General features: G+C 60.0%; 14 protein-coding genes. 5 read left to right on the top strand and 9 right to left on the bottom strand.

Annotated elements, in window-relative coordinates:
- The 3 genes from G518_RS0129215 to G518_RS0129205 all read right to left on the bottom strand — a co-directional run.
- On the bottom strand, window positions 1-302 hold a 302-nt coding region (locus G518_RS0129215), incomplete at its 3' end, for a helix-turn-helix domain-containing protein (RefSeq protein ID WP_028605496.1).
- A 612-nt stretch (window positions 303-914) separates the two neighbouring features.
- Window positions 915-1,622, bottom strand: a complete 708-nt coding sequence (gene lolD, locus G518_RS0129210; protein ID WP_036596388.1) for a lipoprotein-releasing ABC transporter ATP-binding protein LolD — start codon at window positions 1,620-1,622, stop codon at window positions 915-917.
- A complete protein-coding gene (locus tag G518_RS0129205; protein ID WP_036596386.1) occupies window positions 1,615-2,877 on the bottom strand; it encodes a lipoprotein-releasing ABC transporter permease subunit in 1,263 nt (420 codons plus the stop codon). Before G518_RS0129205 ends, lolD begins: the two co-directional genes overlap by 8 nt.
- Window positions 2,878-3,121: 244 nt before the next feature.
- Between G518_RS0129205 and G518_RS37540 the strand changes: the two genes are divergently transcribed.
- The 3 genes from G518_RS37540 (at window position 3,122) to G518_RS0129190 (ending at window position 7,729) form a co-directional block, all read left to right on the top strand.
- The gene (locus tag G518_RS37540) at window positions 3,122-4,129 is read left to right on the top strand and encodes a hypothetical protein (RefSeq protein WP_051237528.1); all 1,008 of its coding nucleotides are present in this window, start codon (window positions 3,122-3,124) and stop codon (window positions 4,127-4,129) included.
- Between the two features lie 170 nt (window positions 4,130-4,299).
- A complete protein-coding gene (gene recJ / locus G518_RS0129195; RefSeq protein ID WP_028605493.1) occupies window positions 4,300-6,012 on the top strand; it encodes a single-stranded-DNA-specific exonuclease RecJ in 1,713 nt (570 codons plus the stop codon).
- A 943-nt stretch (window positions 6,013-6,955) separates the two neighbouring features.
- Entirely contained in the window at window positions 6,956-7,729 is a 774-nt protein-coding gene (locus tag G518_RS0129190) for a ferredoxin--NADP reductase (protein ID WP_028605492.1), read from the top strand.
- A gap of 57 nt (window positions 7,730-7,786) precedes the next feature.
- Here G518_RS0129190 and coaD read toward each other — a convergent pair whose 3' ends face one another.
- The 6 genes from coaD to G518_RS37530 form a co-directional block, all read right to left on the bottom strand.
- A complete protein-coding gene (gene coaD / locus G518_RS0129185; RefSeq protein WP_028605491.1) occupies window positions 7,787-8,293 on the bottom strand; it encodes a pantetheine-phosphate adenylyltransferase in 507 nt (168 codons plus the stop codon).
- 64 nt (window positions 8,294-8,357) lie between these two features.
- Window positions 8,358-8,951, bottom strand: a complete 594-nt coding sequence (gene rsmD / locus G518_RS0129180; RefSeq protein ID WP_036596558.1) for a 16S rRNA (guanine(966)-N(2))-methyltransferase RsmD — start codon at window positions 8,949-8,951, stop codon at window positions 8,358-8,360.
- 177 nt (window positions 8,952-9,128) lie between these two features.
- Entirely contained in the window at window positions 9,129-10,271 is a 1,143-nt protein-coding gene (locus G518_RS0129175) for a type 1 periplasmic-binding domain-containing protein (RefSeq protein ID WP_028605489.1), read from the bottom strand.
- 229 nt (window positions 10,272-10,500) lie between these two features.
- The gene (locus G518_RS0129170; protein ID WP_028605488.1) at window positions 10,501-11,856 is read right to left on the bottom strand and encodes a M16 family metallopeptidase; all 1,356 of its coding nucleotides are present in this window, start codon (window positions 11,854-11,856) and stop codon (window positions 10,501-10,503) included.
- Window positions 11,857-11,869: 13 nt separating this feature from the next.
- Window positions 11,870-13,333 carry a M16 family metallopeptidase gene (locus tag G518_RS37535; protein ID WP_084652393.1) on the bottom strand — a complete coding sequence of 488 codons (1,464 nt, stop codon included), beginning with the start codon at window positions 13,331-13,333 and terminating at the stop codon, window positions 11,870-11,872.
- A 212-nt stretch (window positions 13,334-13,545) separates the two neighbouring features.
- Window positions 13,546-14,487 carry a LysR family transcriptional regulator gene (locus tag G518_RS37530; RefSeq protein WP_051237527.1) on the bottom strand — a complete coding sequence of 314 codons (942 nt, stop codon included), beginning with the start codon at window positions 14,485-14,487 and terminating at the stop codon, window positions 13,546-13,548.
- Window positions 14,488-14,572: 85 nt separating this feature from the next.
- Between G518_RS37530 and G518_RS0129155 the strand changes: the two genes are divergently transcribed.
- Together G518_RS0129155 and G518_RS0129150 are read left to right on the top strand one after the other, a co-directional pair.
- Window positions 14,573-15,817: an amidase gene (locus G518_RS0129155; protein WP_051237526.1), complete on the top strand. Its 1,245-nt coding sequence runs from the start codon at window positions 14,573-14,575 to the stop codon at window positions 15,815-15,817.
- Between the two features lie 68 nt (window positions 15,818-15,885).
- Window positions 15,886-16,878, top strand: coding sequence for a Bug family tripartite tricarboxylate transporter substrate binding protein (locus tag G518_RS0129150; RefSeq protein ID WP_028605486.1), 993 nt, complete (start codon window positions 15,886-15,888; stop codon window positions 16,876-16,878).
- The last annotated feature ends 44 nt before the right edge of the window (window positions 16,879-16,922 follow it).

The raw sequence follows: 16,922 nt of genomic DNA, 5'->3' as shown, positions 1-16,922 counted from the left end.
GCGTGCACCGTGCTCACCGCGGGCACAGCCAGACCAAGATCGCTCAATCGAGTGGCCAACTTGCGAGCACCCCATGCAGGGTGCTGTTCACGCAACTGGCACACCTGCTGCTCAAACTCGGCTGAGCTGCGCTTTGGAGAGTGCATGGGCCTTCGACTCAAGTCGCTCAGAGGCTGCTCGCGGCGAGAGCGCTCAAGCCATTTGTAGCCCGTGGTGGGACTGATTCCGAGACCGCGACACAGCGCCCGGATGTTGGTGCCGTCGTGCTGCGCTAGTGCAACGAATTCTTCGCGTAGTGACATTGCGGACTTCTCCTGCCATGGCATCGCTTTGCTCCTATTGGGCTGCTTGATGCTCTAGCTTGATGTGTCCACCATGTCTCCGAACATGTGTCCACCATGTCCCCGGTCTATACAGCCGTGCCGAGGAGCGCAGGGCATGGGGCGGGCAAGAGCACTGCAAGATGCTCTTGCTTCGTGAACTAGCTTGCGGCAGCTGTTTGAACGTAGTGAGCGAAGCGAAAGAAGAGAGTTCTGCCGCACCGCCCCTTGACCGAGCACCGCAGGGTGCCCGGAGCGCAGCGCAGGGACACGGACTTGGGGTCGCATTTCTTTGGTTCGTTGCTTTCGGCCGGCGCTCCGGGTGCGAGCAAAGAAAGGGACTGCACTGCCGGGGGCAATCCCGGCCTCCGACCTCAATACAAGAGGAGAAGGGACTTACAACCGCAGCGCTTCAATCGACCGCCGCTTGCCCCCATCCCCACCTTCTCCCAGAGGGGGAAGGAGTAAAACCAGCTCACGTCCGCGCGCTCTGGGGCTCAAGTCAGCAAGCGCGCCTGCATCAGTCTTTCCCAGGGTGGGAGAGGGAGTAGGATGCCAAAGCGCTCGCCCTGAGACCTTGGAGGGGCTTGGCGCTTAGCCTGCCTTCCCGCGCTCCAGGCGCAGTACGCGATCGCATCTACCGGCCAGAGATTCATCGTGCGTGACCATCACGAAAGCGGTCCCGTGTTCGCGTGCCAGCTTGAGCATGAGCTCAAACACCGTGTCGGCAGTGCTCCGATCCAGGTTACCGGTGGGCTCGTCCGCCAAAACACAAGCAGGCTGCGTGACCAACGCGCGTGCGATCGCCACCCGCTGACGCTCGCCCCCAGAAAGCTCAGACGGGCGATGGTGAGTGCGCTCTTTGAGACCCACCTGTGCCAGCACGTGTTCGGCCACCTGCGCAGCTTGCGCTCGCGGCATACGCCTGATCCACAGCGGCATGGCAACGTTTTCCAGGGCGCTGAATTCAGGAAGCAGGTGATGAAACTGGTAGATAAAACCGAGATGCTGGTTGCGCAGGGCGCCTTGGGCGGAAGGTGAGAGGCCGCTGAAATCCCTTCCCAGCAAGCGCACTCCGCCGGTGGTTGGGGCGTCCAGTCCACCCAGCAAATGCAGCAAGGTGCTCTTGCCTGAGCCAGACTGGCCCACGATGGCCAGCGTTTCGCCGGCCTTCACCGTCAGATCAACGCCTTGTAGAACCGTGAGGTCTAGTGGGCCCTCCTGAAAGCGCTTGGAAATGCCTTTGGCTTCCAAAACGATAGCGTCATGCGCAGGCTTGGTTCGAACGGTGACATCACTCATAGCGCAGCGCCTCAGCAGGATTGACACGGCTGGCGCGCCAGCTGGGGTAGAGAGTGGCCACGAAAGACAAGACCAGAGAAATCACTGCAATGGGCACGATATCGCCACGTTGAGGGTCGCTAGGCATACTGCTGATTAGGTAGATGTCCTTGGGGAGAAAGCTTGCGCGGAAGATGCTTTCCAGGGCTGGAACGATCACATCGATGTTGAAGGCAATCAGCAGCCCCAGTGCCAGGCCGCCCAGCGTACCGATCACGCCAACCATAGCGCCCTGCACAACGAATATCCCCATGATGCTTCTGGGGCTTGCGCCCAGGGTTCGCAGAATGGCGATATCGGCACGCTTGTCCTGCACAGTCATGACCAGGGTGCTGACCAGATTGAACGCAGCCACCGCCACAATCAAGGTAAGAATGATGAACATCATGCGTTTTTCGAGCTGCACCGCAGAGAACCATGTACGGTTCTGGCGCGTCCAATCCAGGAGCAGCAGGTTTCCACTCACGGTGCCGGCCAACTGCTCAGTCACTTGCCGGGCAAGATTCAGATCGCGCAATTTGAGGCGGATGCCCGTAGGCCCCTCCAGCCGGAAAATACGCTCGGCATCTTCAATATGAAGCATGGCCAGCGCTGAATCGTATTCGTAGTGGCCGGAATTGAAGGTGCCCACCACGGTCATCTGCTTCAGGCGTGGCACCACGCCCGCAGGCGTGACCTGACCACTGGGCGCGATCAGCGTGACCTGATCGCCTTCGCTCACGCCCAGACCCCGCGCGAGATCACTGCCCAGCAAAATGCCAAACTCTCCCGGAACGAGCTTTCTCAAAGCTGTGTCTTTCAATTGGGCTGCGATGTCAGTGACCTGCGGCTCCATCTCAGGGCTCACCCCTCGAATAAGAGCGCCTTTCATGGTTTCGCCCCTTGCCAGCAAACTCTGCGCGCCCACAAAGGGAGCAGCGCCGATCACCTCGGGGTTGGCGCGCACCTCAGAAAGCGTGCGCTGTGGATCCGGGAGCGCGGCGCCATCAGGAGAAAACAATTCAATATGCGAGATCACGCTCAGCATGCGCCCGGTGACTTCCTTCTGAAACCCGTTCATTACAGACAGAACGATGATCAGAGCCGCCACACCCAAGGCAATTCCCAACATAGAGGCTGCTGAGATGAAGGAAATGAAACCATTGCGCCGGGAGGCTCGGCCGGCGCGCGTGTATCGCCAGCCAAGCAGTAATTCATAGGGCGCGCGTAGAAGCATGAGGCAATCTTTGATTAAGCGTCCGTCCCTAAGAGCCTGTTCAAAGTCTCCTCGCGGTCCTATTGCGCTCGAAAAACAGCGTCTGCGGCGTTAAAAATACTCGCGATACCACGAGGTATCCCTGCGTTTTTCGCCTTGCATCCACAGTCTTTCGAACACAATAGCCCTCGCGCAGAGACTTTGAACAGGCTCTAAGGCCGGTGTTTGAAAGGCGTCATTGTGGCATCCCGGACAATACGCCTATATGTCTTCCCAAGAGCCGCTGCGTCACTTGCTCATTCCTGGCGCCCTGTTCCCGCTGCCGCCCGATCAGCCGCGCCCTCCATTGCCACGCCTTCCCCACCTGGAAGCTTTGCTCCGCCACCTGCGGCCAGACAGCACCATAGCTTGCGACGACGACAATCCCAGCGATCCCGCGGAACTGGCGACGGCGCGGGCGCTGGGCCTGCCCTCTGAACCTGGCCGGATTCCTTGGGCGGCGCTTGAAACAGGCACCATTGGCACCCCCTGCGCCTGGCTCATTCCCTGCCATTGGCAACTTGGCATGGACCATGTGTTGCTGGCGGATACTGCGCACCTCGGCCTCACCGAGGCGCAATCACGCGCCCTGTTGGCCTCAGCCGAGCCTCTGCTACGAGAGGACGGCATTGATGTACGGTATGTGATGCCCAACGCCTGGTTGGCGCAAGGCGAGGTGTTTCGCGCACTCAGCACCTGGTCCATGGCCCGCGCTACTGGCCGCCGCCTCACGCCAGACTTGCTCATCAATACACCGGTGCCCGCCCACGCGGCCCTGTTGCGGCGGCTGCAGAGCGAATTGCAGATGCTTTTTTATATCCACCCGACCAACGATGCACGCGAAAGTGCGGGCCAATTGTCCATCAATGCGCTGTGGATTGCAGGTGCAGGGGTGTTGACGGAACCACATGCCCCCAGAACGGATGTGGCGGTTGAAAACCGCCTCATCCTGGCAGAACAGGCCCAGGCCGGCTCTCTTCTCAGCGAGGCAGTAGCGGCTCACCATGAAGCCTGGCGGGCGTTGGATGCCGATTCCGGTAAACGCCTGCTGACCGCACTGCAAGCCGGGCACGATGTACGCTTGAGCCTGTGTGGTCCAAACCAGTCCATTAGCTTCACACCCTTGCGGCCGGGTGTGGCTTCCCGTATAGCGGGCTTTTTCAATCGTCGGCCAGTGAATCTGGAAGCGGCAGTGGCTCGCCTGCTCTCTCCAGGGAACACCAATGGGCCATGAATGCGGGCGTTTCCTGGCTCCGGCCTTTCTGGTGACAGTGCGGGGTGTGCAGAAAATGCCAGAGGCCCTTCCGCGATCAACTGCTTTATCTTGCCTGCCAACCAACGCCGCTTTTGCTGCTCGCGCTACCGACTTGCCGTTTCGAGGCAGAACGAATTACTGATCCAATTATGAAGATAGAAATACGCGACATCCCTCCCCGCGCCGCCTGGACGCTGGAGCAGGCAGGTGTGCATCCTCTGCTGGCACGCCTGTTCGCCGCTCGCGGCGTTTCCAATACAGACGAACTCGACTCCAGTCTGGCACGTCTGCTGCCGCCATCTGATCTGCTCGGCACACGCGAAGCCGCAGTGCTTCTGGCAGATGCCATTGCCGCGCAGCAAAAGCTTTGCATCGTGGCTGATTACGACTGCGATGGTGCGACTGCCTGCGCGGTGGGTCTGCGTGGCCTCCGGCTGCTAGGAGCAGCCCAGGTGGACTACCTCGTGCCTGACAGGGTGGTCGACGGCTACGGCCTCACTGCCCCCATCGCCGAGCGCGTGGCAGCGCGCAACGCCGACATACTCATTACAGTGGACAACGGCATCGCCAGCATGGAAGGTGTGGCAGCCGCGCGGGCCGCAGGGCTGAAGGTATTGGTGACCGACCACCATCTACCCGGCGCCGAGCTGCCGGACGCGAATGTGATCGTCAACCCCAATCAACCTGCCTGCACCTTCGAGAGCAAATCCATTGCCGGCGTGGGTGTGATGTTCTACGTGTTGCTCGCACTGAGAGCAGAGCTCAGAGCACGTGGTGTCTTTGATGCAAGCAACCAGCCAAAGCTCGACGCCTTGCTGCCCATCGTAGCCTTGGGCACCGTGGCCGACGTCGTGAAACTGGATGCCAACAACCGCCGTCTGGTCGCACAAGGACTCAAGCGCATACGTGCCGGGCAACTGCCCGCAGGTTTGAACGCCTTGTTTTCTGTGGCAGGTCGCAATGCGTCCAAAGCTACCACCTTCGATTTCGGCTTTGCCTTGGGGCCACGCATCAATGCGGCCGGACGATTGGCGGACATGACACTGGGCATCGAGTTGCTCATGACTGACGATGCCGCCCGCGCCGCCGAGTTGGCCGCCACACTCGACGGCATCAATCGCGAGCGGCGCGAAATAGAAAGTGGCATGCGCGAGCACGCCATGCAGGTAGCTGAGACATTGTTCGACGTGGACGAGCAATCCCCGCCCACGGCACTGTGCGTATTCGACCCTGATTTCCATGAAGGCGTTGTCGGCATTGTGGCGTCACGCCTGAAGGACAAGCATCACCGCCCCACCTTCGTCTTTGCGGCGAGCGGCGCACCAGGCCATGAGCACGAATTGAAAGGCTCTGGCCGTTCCATTCCCGGCTTTCACTTGCGTGACGCGTTGGATCTGATTGCCAAGCGTCACCCTGATGTGCTGGTGAAATTTGGTGGCCACGCCATGGCTGCCGGTTGCACGATTGCGGAAGAACATTTCGATGTCTTCGAGCAGGCCCTGCAGAAAGTAGCCGCCGAGTGGCTGGACGCCGCTACCCTCACCCGCCGCCTAGCCACCGACGGCCCGCTCGCTCCGGAATACAGGCGCCCCGACTTGATCGACACCCTGCACCGAGAGGTTTGGGGCCAGGGCTTCGCGCCCCCGGTCTTCAGTGAAGAAGTAGAAGTGCTTAGCCAGCGCCTGGTCGGCGAAAAGCACCTCGCATTGAAGTTGCGCCACCAAGGCCAACCGGTCGACGGTATCTGGTTTGGTCATGTCGACCCCCTGCCTTCGCGTGTCATGCTTGCATTCAGGCTGGAAACGGATGAATGGCAAGGCGTACGGCGGGTGCGGTTTATGGTGGAAGCAGCAGGTGGCTGAAATCCCCCCTGTGTCGCTTACGCGCCTTCCCCCAAGGGGGACGCCGCCAGCGGCCTGGCAGAGCCAGCTCCGCGGCAGCCACGCATGGCCTGCTCCGCGGCCTTCTGATCTTGCACCTACCCAAGAACCCTGATAACGCGCTGATTCTTCATTCTGATGCGAATATATGAGCCTGCGCGGATCGTGAACGTGTTGCCAGAGGCCTGCTCGGTCAGAGCCTTAAATTGTTCTTTCCCCAACGGGGAAAGACGAGTACGCCGGAGGCCGAGCGCAGCAATGGCCCGAGTGGGTATCCACCCCTTTGGCCGTGCCGAGGAGCGCAGGGCAAGGGGCGGGCAAGAGCACTGAAAGATGCTCTTGCTTCGTGAACTAGCTTGCGGCAGCTGTTTGAACGTAGTGAGCGAAGCGAAAGAAGAGAGTTCTGCCGCACCGCCCCTTGCCTGAGCACCGGAGGGTGCCCGGAGCGCAGCGTAGGGACACGGACTTGGGGTCGCCTTTTTTGTGCCTACTATTTTTTGGCGCAAAAAATAGTAGGTGCGCCGCCGGGCGCAATTCCCGGCCTCCGACCTCAAGAGAAAAGCAGAAGGTAATTAGCAACCGAAGCGCTTAATCAAGCACCGCTTGCCCCCTTCCCAAGCTTCCCCCAAGCGGGGGAAGGAGTAAAACCAGCCTCGGGTTCTGGGGCTCAAGTCGGCAGGCGCGCCTGCATCAGTCTCTCCCGCGTACGGTGAGGGTTGGGGCACCCGGCTGCGGGGTGAAGCCTTTGAGAAGCCCACCTTCAAATCGCCGCGATATATGCATATATCAAAAAATATATGAATAATTTATTTTTCATATGGTTTTTTGGTTAAAGGCTGGGATTTCGCCTGAAGCGATGCGAGAATCTCGGGTTAACCCGTGTGCCGTGCTGCGGTACTGATATTTCAAGCCTCCACTCTCAATCATGGCCGCCTTCGACGAAGAAACAGTTCTCACCGTTCGCCACTGGACGGATCGCCTTTTCAGCTTCACCACCACGCGCAGCAGCAGTTTGCGCTTCTCCAATGGCCACTTCACGATGATCGGGCTGCGGGTGAACGGTAAGCCGCTTTTGCGTGCCTACTCCATCGTCAGTGCCAACTATGAGGAAACGCTGGAGTTTCTGAGCATCAAGGTGCAAGACGGCCCTTTAACCAGCCGCCTGCAGCACATCCAGCCGGGAGACAAGGTGATCGTGGGTCATAAGCCTACCGGCACTTTGCTGATCGACTATCTCCTGCCGGGCAAGCGCCTGTATATGTTTGGCACCGGCACGGGGCTGGCGCCGTTCATGAGCCTTATCCGAGACCCTGAGACCTACGAAAAATTTGACGAGGTCATTCTGGTTCACGGCTGCCGCCTGGTGAGCGAGCTGGCTTACCGGGAATACATCACCCAAGAACTGCCCGAGCATGAGCTGCTTGGCGAAATGGTGAAACAGCAGTTGAAGTACTACCCCACGGTGACGCGTGAGCCCTTTACCACCCAAGGCCGCATTCCAGACCTGGTTGAAAGCGGCCAGATGGCACGCGACCTTGGCGTACCGCAGCTCAACCCTCAAACCGATCGCGTGATGCTGTGCGGCAGCCCTGAGATGCTCAAATCCATCAAGACTGTGCTCGAAGAATTGGGTTTCAACGAAGGCAACACCACGACTCCAGGGGATTTCGTGGTGGAGCGGGCGTTCGTCGAGCAATAAAGCAAGGGCAAATGGTTCCAGGGCTTGCTCGCCCGGGACCCTGCCTATTCGCTGATCCTAACCACCGCCTGATTGCCGGGCGCGCAGCTTCTCTTGAAGCCTCTGGAGTACCAGAGGCGACACATATGGCGCCACGTCGCCGCCGAGCTGAGAGATCTCACGGATCAAGGTGCTGCTCACCGACTGCAGTGCGGCTGCAGGCGTGAGGAAAATGGTTTCGACGTCAGGCGCCAAGTTACGGTTCATGCCGGCGAGCTGGTACTCGTAATCAAAGTCAGTGACACCGCGCACCCCGCGAACCATGACCTTACCGCCTCGCGCAATCACGAAATCCTTCACCAGGCCTTCAAAGGGTTCAACGCTCACGTTACCCACCCGGTTAGCAACATCCCCTGCCAGCGCCAAGCGCTCATCCAGGGAAAACATGGTTTTCTTGTGATGCGCCATCGCCACCGCGATGATGACGTGATCAAACAGCCCCGCTGCGCGGCGCACGATGTCTTCGTGCCCAAGGGTAATGGGATCGAAGGTGCCTGGGTAAACGGCAATCACGCCACGACTCATTAAATATCTCCTGTTTGATACTAGGAACTGCGCTCAAAACTCCGGGGGAGGATTAGCCGAATGATTATGCCGGTGCCCGCTGCAGCAGATGAGCGTGCACGGCACCTGCTTTCAAGTGGCGATGCAGAGCGAGGCCCAACGCTTGCAGTTCAGCCGCATCCGCTTGCTCCGGCGCCTCCAGATATATCCATCCTCCCGCCCGAACGATGGGCGCTGCAGCGGCAAGGGCGGTGCTAAAAAGGTTCGCGCTGAAGGGAGGGTCTAGCAGCACCAAGTCCTTGCAGCCAGCCGGTAGCGCCCGCATCACCACAATGGCATCACCACGTTCGACTCGCACCTTTTCGGCCTGCAGCTTTACTTTCAGTTCGCGCAGACTGGCCGCCAACGAAGCATCTTGCTCAATCATCAGCACATCTGCCGCGCCTCGCGAGGCCGCCTCAAGGCCAAGCGCACCGGTTCCGGAGAAGGCATCCACCACATGCCAGCCCGCCAGATCCTGGCCCAACCAATTGAACAGAGTTTCACGCACTCGATCTGGTGTGGGGCGCAATCCAGGCTTGTCGGCTACAGGTAAACGGGTGCGGCGCCATTGGCCACCTATGATGCGCACCACATGGGGTGCGTTTTCGGTGCTTCGCGCTGATTGCTTTTTGGTCATCGCACGATTGTCGTCGCCCGCGCAGGGCTTTTGAACAATCAACCGGGAAGATTTAGCTGGCCCCACGCCCATCCGCTCATTGCTTCACCGGGGTGACGAGGCCTGCTGGCCCTCACCTCGTCCGCCTGCCACATCGCTAGAAGAACGCCACAATCGCCCGCCGGTGATCTCGCCAGCCTACCCCACCTCTCGCCCTTCTACGGTCAGCATGCTCTGAGTGACATACGTACTACCCAGGCCACGCGCGTCATAGCTCACTCTGAATCCTCCAATATCTGCAGCCTGCCGCTGCTGAAAAGCAGCGAGCACACTGGCCCGATCTATCGTGCCTGTGGTGCCGGCCAACACCTGCTGCGTGTAGCGGGCTGCGAGATAGCCAGCCAAACTCAGCGATGAGGTGGGTTCATCAAATAGGCGCGCCAATGTGCCACGGTAAGCCTGAACCACGGGCATTTGCGATCTCGTGAGCGGCACCACCTGGGCGCCAATGACAGGGATGCCCGGCGCCGCACCCATTTGCCGCAAGATCTGCAGATTCACATCCGCGAGCGCCACCACGTAGCGCTGACGGGTTTGATCTGCGAGTCCTTGAGTGAAACGAGCCAGTTCAGGCGTGCCTCCAAGGAAAAGCATCACCACAGGTGATTTGGCTGACATCTGCCGACCAAGGTCTCGAGGATCGCCATTCCCCTCGAATCCCACCACTTGAAGTTGCAAAGCCGCCGCAGCGCTCGTCACGCTCTCTTTGTACAGCCCGCGATCACGCGCAGAGGCAAACACAGCTCCGATTTCCCGCACGCCTACCAGCGAGAGTGATTTCAGGGCGTGCCTGATCTGCATTTGGCGGTTAGCGAATATTGGGAAAGTCCGCTCATCTGCGTGATCGATGTCCTGCAACCAGGGCGCTACATGGGCAAGCGGCAGTTTGGCTGCTGCCAGGTGCTGCGCCAATTGGCGGGCCGCCCCCTCTGATACTGAGCCGCTCACGGCCACGATCGAAGGATCCCGCAGTTCGGCGAGAGCTGCGCGCCAATCAGGGGCGGTGCTATCCATCTCCAGCTTGCGGTGCACCACGGTGCGCCCGCGCAGGCTATCCTGGCTACCGAAATCCTGCCAGGCTGCCAACGAACCGATGAAAAAATCCTTGGCTACATCCTGCTGACTAATCGCGGTGTCAACGATTTGAATAACGGTGGGCGGATCACTTTTGGATCGGGAAGATTGGGCCAGCACGGCAGGTGCGGCCAGCAAGCAGGTGGTACTGGCCAAGCCTAGGCGCAACGCGGAACGCCGAGTGAGCGCTGGGGGACAAATCATCATGGTAGGTACAGGTTGGCGATGAGCGATCGCTGAAAGAAGTCCAAGTTCAAAAGCGAACTTACCTACTCAACATGAAAATTCGATGAAAAACCCTAAGCACCAAGCATTCAGCGCGCAATCGCGCGCTGAATAAAGGAATCACACAAGTCATTCGCCAGCAGCCTGCTTACCCTGCTTACGTACTTCCATATACGCGCAAGTTCAGGAGGGCCAGGCATGCCCGGTCAACTCAAGAACCCGCGCCGCCCACCACCACTGTCACCATTTTTTCCGGCTGAAGCTTGCGCGCGAAAGCGGCCTTGATATCTGCAACAGACACTTGGCCCACGCGATCAACCCAGGTGTCCAGGTAGTTCAGGGGCAAGCCGTTCCAGGCGATGTCGGACACGGTGTCGAGCAGCTTGGCGTTGGAATCGATACGCAGTGCAAAACCGCCTTGCAGGAAATTCTTGGCGCCCTTCAGTTCGGCCTCTGTAGGCCCTTTGGCAATGAAGTCAGCCAGGACCTGCTTGGACACGCGAACCGCTTCGTTCGCCTGGTCAGGGCGTGTTTGCAGCGTCAGCGTAAAGGCCCCGGCGTGCAGCGCAGGCGAAAAGTAGCTGCCTACGGAATAGGAAAGGCCGCGCTTCTCACGCACTTCAGTAGTCAGGCGTGAAACGAAACCACCGCCGCCGAGAATGTAGTTACCCACCAGCAGTGGGAAAAAATCTGGGTCATCGCGCTTGTAGCCAGGCTGGCCAATCAAGACTTGCGCCTGTGCAGATTGGAATGCAATTCGCTGCTCGATAGGTGCGGCCAGCGGTGCGACCTCAGGTACCGCTGGTAATGCCGGGCACGCGGCACCGGGCGTAGCGGGCAGGCGTTCGAGCAATTGCGTGACGAGGAGTTCGGCCTGCGGGCGTGTGACAGCGCCCACCACGGTGACTTTGGCGCGGCAAGGCAAGATGCCGGCAGCGTATCGTTCACGCATGTTCTCCAGGGAGATAGCGGCCAGCGTCTCGGGCGTGGCCTGGTAGCCATAGGGGTGCGTGCCATAAACCGCCTTGGAATAGGCTTGCCCGGCAATGGTGCCCGGGCGTGTGAGTGCCTCTTTCAGGGACGCTGTAATGCGCTCGCGCTCACGCGCCCAAATGTCCTCCGGCCAAGCCGGCTCGCCCAGTTCACGTGCGGCCAGATGCACCGCTTTTTTCAGCAGATCGGGCTCTGTGAGCGTGCGCAACCGGAAGCTCATGCGATCAGAGCTGGTTCCCCCGCCAAAGCTGGCGCCGAGATCAGCCCAGGCTTCACCGAGCTGGTTTTCATCCAGCGCGGGTTCACCGCCGGAGGCCCGAACACCCTTGCCAGCGATGAGCGCCGTCACATCGGCCAAGCCAGCCTGGGTGGGTGTGTCGCGGCGGCTGCCTGCATCAAAATCGATCCGTACATCCACCATGGGAATGGAGGGGCTCTCCACCAGAAATACCTGCGCACCATTCGGCAATGCCCAGTTCTGGATGGGAATGGCTGCGAACGCGGGCGCCAGAAAGCCAAAAGCTGAAGCGATGGCCAACACGCGGCTGGCCGATGTTTTTTTAAGAATATTCATACCAGTTCTAGCTCTAGTGCCTCATGCCAGCTGGTGGCGTGCGGGGCTTTTGATTCGGGTCCCGAGGCTGCGGCAGCAAAGTGCCCACGGTGAGTTGATCGTCGCCAAAATAGCGTTGCGCTACTGATTGCACTTGAGCTGCAGTAACGCCGCGCAGGCGAGCGATCAAGCGCTGATCTGCGTCGAGCGGCAAGCCCTGCACCCATAGATTTCCCAGCTCCTGTGCTTGCGCCATGACCGAATCAAGCTTATAGACCTCTCCAGCGACCCACTGCGTTTTCACGCGTGCCAATTCCTCTTGGCTGACACCGTCACGCGCCACACGCGCAACCTGCTCACGCAGCGCGGTTTCCACCTCTGCGGCCGTCTTCCCCGCGGCAGGCACACCTGAAAGCATGAAAAGTTGCGGGCCACGCCCCATGAGGCCGTTGCCGGCACCTGCAGAATCAGCCACGCGGTTAGGCCCTTGAGTCAACGCTCGATCCAGCCTGGCGCCGCTGTAGCCATCCAGCACGGCAGACAGCACGGTAAGTGCCAGTGCATCGTCGTTAGCTGCGTTGGACGCCACGCCCTCCAGGCGCGGCACCTTGAACCCCATAGACACCACCGCCTGTTCAGCAGGTGCTTTGACTTGAATGCGCCGTTGGCCCAATTGCGCGGGCTCTTCGCGGGGCTTGCGCTCGGGAACCGCACGAGCGGGAATGCTGCCGTAATACTTGCGGGCGAGCGCCAACACGGCTTGCGGATCTACATCGCCTGCCACCACCACCGCAGCATTGGCAGGTACATACCAGCGCTGGTAGAAGGCCCGTGCGTCATCGGGCTTGAGCGAATCAAGGTCTCCCATCCACCCCACCACTGGGCGGCGATAAGGCGAAGCCACAAATGTGGCGGCGGTTTGCTGTTCACCCAGTAAAGCGCGCGGATTGTCGTCCGTGCGCATGCGACGCTCTTCCTTGACCACCTCCAACTCCTTGGCGAATTCCTCATCGCTCCAGCGGTTGTTGGCAAAGCGATCCGCTTCCAGGCTCATGACATCAGCCAATTTTGCAGCGGGCACTTGCTGGTAGTAGCCGGTGTAATCGCGAGAAGTAAACGCATTCTCACGCCCGCCCAAGGCCGCTACCCGGCGCGAAAATTCACCTGGTTTGAGCTTTTTCGTGCCCTTGAACATCATGTGTTCAAGCACGTGGGCAACCCCGCTCGCGCCATCGACTTCATCCATGGAACCCACCCGCAGCCACAACATGTTCACCACGGTAGGCGCTCGGTGATCGGGCTTGACGATGACCGTCAGGCCGTTGTCGAGCTTGAACTGGCTCACCGCAGTTGAAGAGCGTGCCGCCTGCCCGGTGAGCGGTGTGCTCTGAGAAGGCGGCTGGAGCTGCGCGAAGGCCCCGGGGGAAGCTAGCGCACCGCACAGCAAGGCCAAACCAAGTGCGCGGGGGCGTGTGGCACGAAACAATCTTGAATTCATAGCCAGAAATGAGTCAAAAGACGAGAAAACGTTCCCTTGGAGGCTGCCCAATGTTTAGATCGCCAGCCGCAAAAGGGGCGCGGTGGTCCATGTTTAACTATGGGCGCTCCAGGGTCAACAGCCGACTAGGGCGAATTAAGTGTGAACACGCCCTAGTGTGCAGGATTTCCGCGTTCGGCATGGACAAGCCACCGTTCGATCGACACGCTCCGCTACTTCTTTTCTGCTGGTTTATGGCGGCTCGAGAGTTTCATCTGCGTCTTGAGCAGAGTCGCTGCGAACCCGTCCACCGCCGGGTTCGTCCGCGATCGAAGCATGGCCATCACCGTGACGGCTTGCGTTTTCAATCGATCCTGAAGCGCTACCCACGTCAGGGTGTCGCCGCGCGCGCGCAGGATGGTCCAGGGCACGATCGCAACGCCTACGCCTGCCTCGATCAGCGTGAGGTTGGTCGGCACTGCACTTTCCTGCACGATGCGCGGATGGTGGCCAATGCCGGCAAACATCTGGTGAATCATTCTTCGGAAGTAGGGCGACACGGCTTGCTCATAGCCTATAAGCGGAGCCTCGGCGAGCGCTTCCATGGAAATGCGCTTCTTTTCAGCCCAGGGGTGATCCCGACGCAGTGCGAGCACCATCGGTTCGCGATAGACCTCGGTAGTCTCAATATCGGAGTCCACAGGCACTGGACGCATCAGCGCGATGTCAATGCTGCGCTGGCGCAACGCGGCCTCCATCGCGCTGGAGTTCATCTCGCGCAGATTCACCTCAATCTGCGGATGTGCAACGCGGTACTGGTATAGCGCCTCCGCCAGTGGAGAGTAATTGGCACTGATAGTCAGACCGATGGAGAGCGAGCCGGTCTCCCCTCGCGCTGCCTGACGCGCGGCGCGCACCATGAGTCCCGTGTCAATGGCCAACTTGCGGGCACGTATGGCCATGACCTCGCCAGCAGGCGTGAGCCGCACCGAGCGCGTGGTGCGTATAAAAAGCTGCTCGCCCACCAGATGTTCAAGTCGCTTGATTTGCTGGCTGAAGGGCGGCTGACTCATGAACATTCTGGCAGCCGCGCGGCCGAAGTGGAGCTCTTCCGCCGCCGCACAGAACATCTCGAGCAGCCGGCCATCGAGAAAGATTGTGTCGGGATTCGTCATAGTTTCAGTCCAATTTCGTATTGGACTAAGAATAATCCAAGAACTACGATGCGGCCAACGAATTCCCCTTTCTTGTTTGGCCCTCATGTTGAAACCGCATCCGATCTCCGAGTCCAAGGTAGCCGCGGCGCTCAGGCGCATCGCACAGTGCGACACGGAACTCCGTGCTTGGGCATGCGTTGCCACCGAAGCTTCCATTGCCGAACTCGCGCCCGTTGACGGCCCGCTTTCAGACCTTCCTTTCGGTGTGAAAGACATGATTGACGTGGCTGGATTGCCGACGCGCTACGGCTCCAAGGGAGTACCAGGCCACGCTGCCGCGTTTGACGCCACTTGTGTGGCCTTGCTCCGGGCAGCAGGGGCCGTTCCCGTGGGCAAGACCGTGACGGCCGAATACGCCTACGTATCACCGGGGCCCACACGAAATCCGCATGCGCTCAGCCACACGCCCGGCGGTTCTTCCAGCGGCTCAGCCGCTGCCGTGGCGTCTGGGATGGTGCCGGTAGCGCTCGGTACTCAGACTGGTGGATCAATGATCCGGCCGGCTGCCTTTTGCGGTGTGCCGGGATTCAAGCCTTCATTTGGCGCAGTGGCACGCAACGGCATGTGGATTACCTGCGAATCGCTGGATGTGATCGGCTGGCACGCTGCAACTCTGCAGGAGATAGAGAAAGTCGCTGCCGTGCTGATGCCCTACCCCACTGTGATGCCCGCGCCCACGCGTGCTCCGGTTGTGGCGGTCATAGAACAAGCGCCGGGCGGCGTGCCCCAGACCGTCGCAGTGGATGCGGTGAGGCGTGCACGCGATCGATTGGAAGCCTGGGGCGCCACCATCGCGCCAAAGCCCGGCCTGGCCGAAGCATCGCACTGGCTGGACGCGCACCATGTAGTGATGCACTACGAGTTCGCTCGCAGCCTGCTTCCCGTGGTCCGAACGATGGAGCAAAGCCTCAGCCCCGAGTTGTTGTCTGCTGTGGACCGCGGCCTTTCCATTGCGCACCCACGTTATTGGGAAATGCGGGCCTTGCAGACCGAGCAACGCCTGCGCTGGCGCGAACAATTTGGTGATGCCGATTTCGTTTTGACCTTCAGCGCCTATGGGCCGGCACCCGAGGGCTTGCAAAGCACGGGTGCCTCGGGCTTCAACAAAGCCTGGTCTCTGCTGGGCTGGCCCTGCTTGCACTTGCCCACCACCACAACCGGGCACGGCCTTCCCATCGGCGTGCAGATTGTTGGCCCGTGGGGTGCAGATTCCAAACTGCTGGCGTGGGCTCGCCTGCTTCATCCGCTCATCGATGAGCGGAGTGCTTTGGCGCTGACCGCTGACTAGGGCGTGGTCACCCTGAATTTCCCGCTTCACCTTCTATTCAATTCACCTTCCTCCTGAAAGGCTTCATCATGCGATCGATTTTTGGCCCCCGTTCCTTGCTGTTGGCGCACGCGCTTGCGCTTTTCTTGCCGCAAGCATGGGCTCAAACGGCAAGCGTGTATCCATCTCAGCCCATAACATTCATAGTTCCATATGCTGCCGGTGGCAGCTCGGATACGCGCTCCCGCCAGCTGGCAAGGAAGATGGAACAGTATTTGGGTCAAACGGTCGTGGTTGACAACCGGCCCGGTGCCAGCGGCAATATCGGTACACAGGCCATTGCCAAGGCCAAGCCTGACGGGTATGTGATCGGCCTGGGCAACTTCGCGCCCATGGCGGTCAATCAGGCGCTCTACCCGAAGCTAGGCTACGACCCGAAAAAGGACATTGAACCCATTGCCTTGCTGGAGAAGGGGCCGCTAGTGTTGGGCGTGTCCGCTTCGGCGCCTTACAAGACGGTTGCCGAATTCATTGCCTACTCGAAACGCAAGCCCGGCGGCTACAACTACGCATCAACCGGCACCGGCGGCGCCTCCAATCTAGTGGCCGAGCTCTTCAAGGATACGGCCAAGTTCGACGCCGTTCACGTGCCCTATCGAGGAGGTGCTCCGGCCATCAACGACATCATGGGCGGTAGCGCCGATTTCATGATGGATCTCGCGAGCCTGTTTCTGCCTCACACCACCAGCGAGAATCCTCGCATACGCATACTCGCAGTCACTTCCGAGAAGCGCTTGCCGGCCATGCCCAATGTGCCGACCTTCGCCGAAGCTGGTTACCCGGCGATGAACGCTTCCAACTGGTTTGGAGTGATCGCGCCCAAGGGCCTGCCGCCCGAAATCATCGCCAAGTTGAACGATGCCGTCAATCGCGCGACCAAAGACGACGCGTACCGCAAGCTCGTTGCCGAGCAAGGCGCTGAAGTCGGCGGTGGCTCGCCCGCGGACTTTTCACGCTTCGTCAATGCAGAAAGCCAGCGCTGGATTGCACTCATTCAGGCCAAGGGCATCAAACCAGATTGAACAGGCGTCAAACGCGCTTCATCAAGCGTCGACCAAAGTTACAT

This window comes from Ottowia thiooxydans DSM 14619 (assembly GCF_000422885.1).
Lineage (GTDB): Bacteria > Pseudomonadota > Gammaproteobacteria > Burkholderiales > Burkholderiaceae_C > Ottowia > Ottowia thiooxydans.
The sequence above is the reverse complement of the archived record's forward strand: the minus strand, read 5'-3'. Positions and strand labels throughout refer to the sequence as shown.

Excerpts from the sequence above, each read along its gene's own strand:
- lolD (WP_036596388.1), bottom strand. The coding sequence starts at position 1,622 with ATGAGTGATGTCACCGTTCGAACCAAGCCTGCGCATGACGCTATCGTT.
- G518_RS0129205 (WP_036596386.1), bottom strand. The coding sequence starts at position 2,877 with ATGCTTCTACGCGCGCCCTATGAATTACTGCTTGGCTGGCGATACACG.
- G518_RS37540 (WP_051237528.1), top strand. The coding sequence starts at position 3,122 with ATGTCTTCCCAAGAGCCGCTGCGTCACTTGCTCATTCCTGGCGCCCTG.
- recJ (WP_028605493.1), top strand. The coding sequence starts at position 4,300 with ATGAAGATAGAAATACGCGACATCCCTCCCCGCGCCGCCTGGACGCTG.
- G518_RS0129190 (WP_028605492.1), top strand. The coding sequence starts at position 6,956 with ATGGCCGCCTTCGACGAAGAAACAGTTCTCACCGTTCGCCACTGGACG.
- coaD (WP_028605491.1), bottom strand. The coding sequence starts at position 8,293 with ATGAGTCGTGGCGTGATTGCCGTTTACCCAGGCACCTTCGATCCCATT.
- rsmD (WP_036596558.1), bottom strand. The coding sequence starts at position 8,951 with ATGACCAAAAAGCAATCAGCGCGAAGCACCGAAAACGCACCCCATGTG.
- G518_RS0129175 (WP_028605489.1), bottom strand. The coding sequence starts at position 10,271 with ATGATGATTTGTCCCCCAGCGCTCACTCGGCGTTCCGCGTTGCGCCTA.
- G518_RS0129170 (WP_028605488.1), bottom strand. The coding sequence starts at position 11,856 with ATGAATATTCTTAAAAAAACATCGGCCAGCCGCGTGTTGGCCATCGCT.
- G518_RS37535 (WP_084652393.1), bottom strand. The coding sequence starts at position 13,333 with ATGAATTCAAGATTGTTTCGTGCCACACGCCCCCGCGCACTTGGTTTG.
- G518_RS37530 (WP_051237527.1), bottom strand. The coding sequence starts at position 14,487 with ATGACGAATCCCGACACAATCTTTCTCGATGGCCGGCTGCTCGAGATG.
- G518_RS0129155 (WP_051237526.1), top strand. The coding sequence starts at position 14,573 with ATGTTGAAACCGCATCCGATCTCCGAGTCCAAGGTAGCCGCGGCGCTC.
- G518_RS0129150 (WP_028605486.1), top strand. The coding sequence starts at position 15,886 with ATGCGATCGATTTTTGGCCCCCGTTCCTTGCTGTTGGCGCACGCGCTT.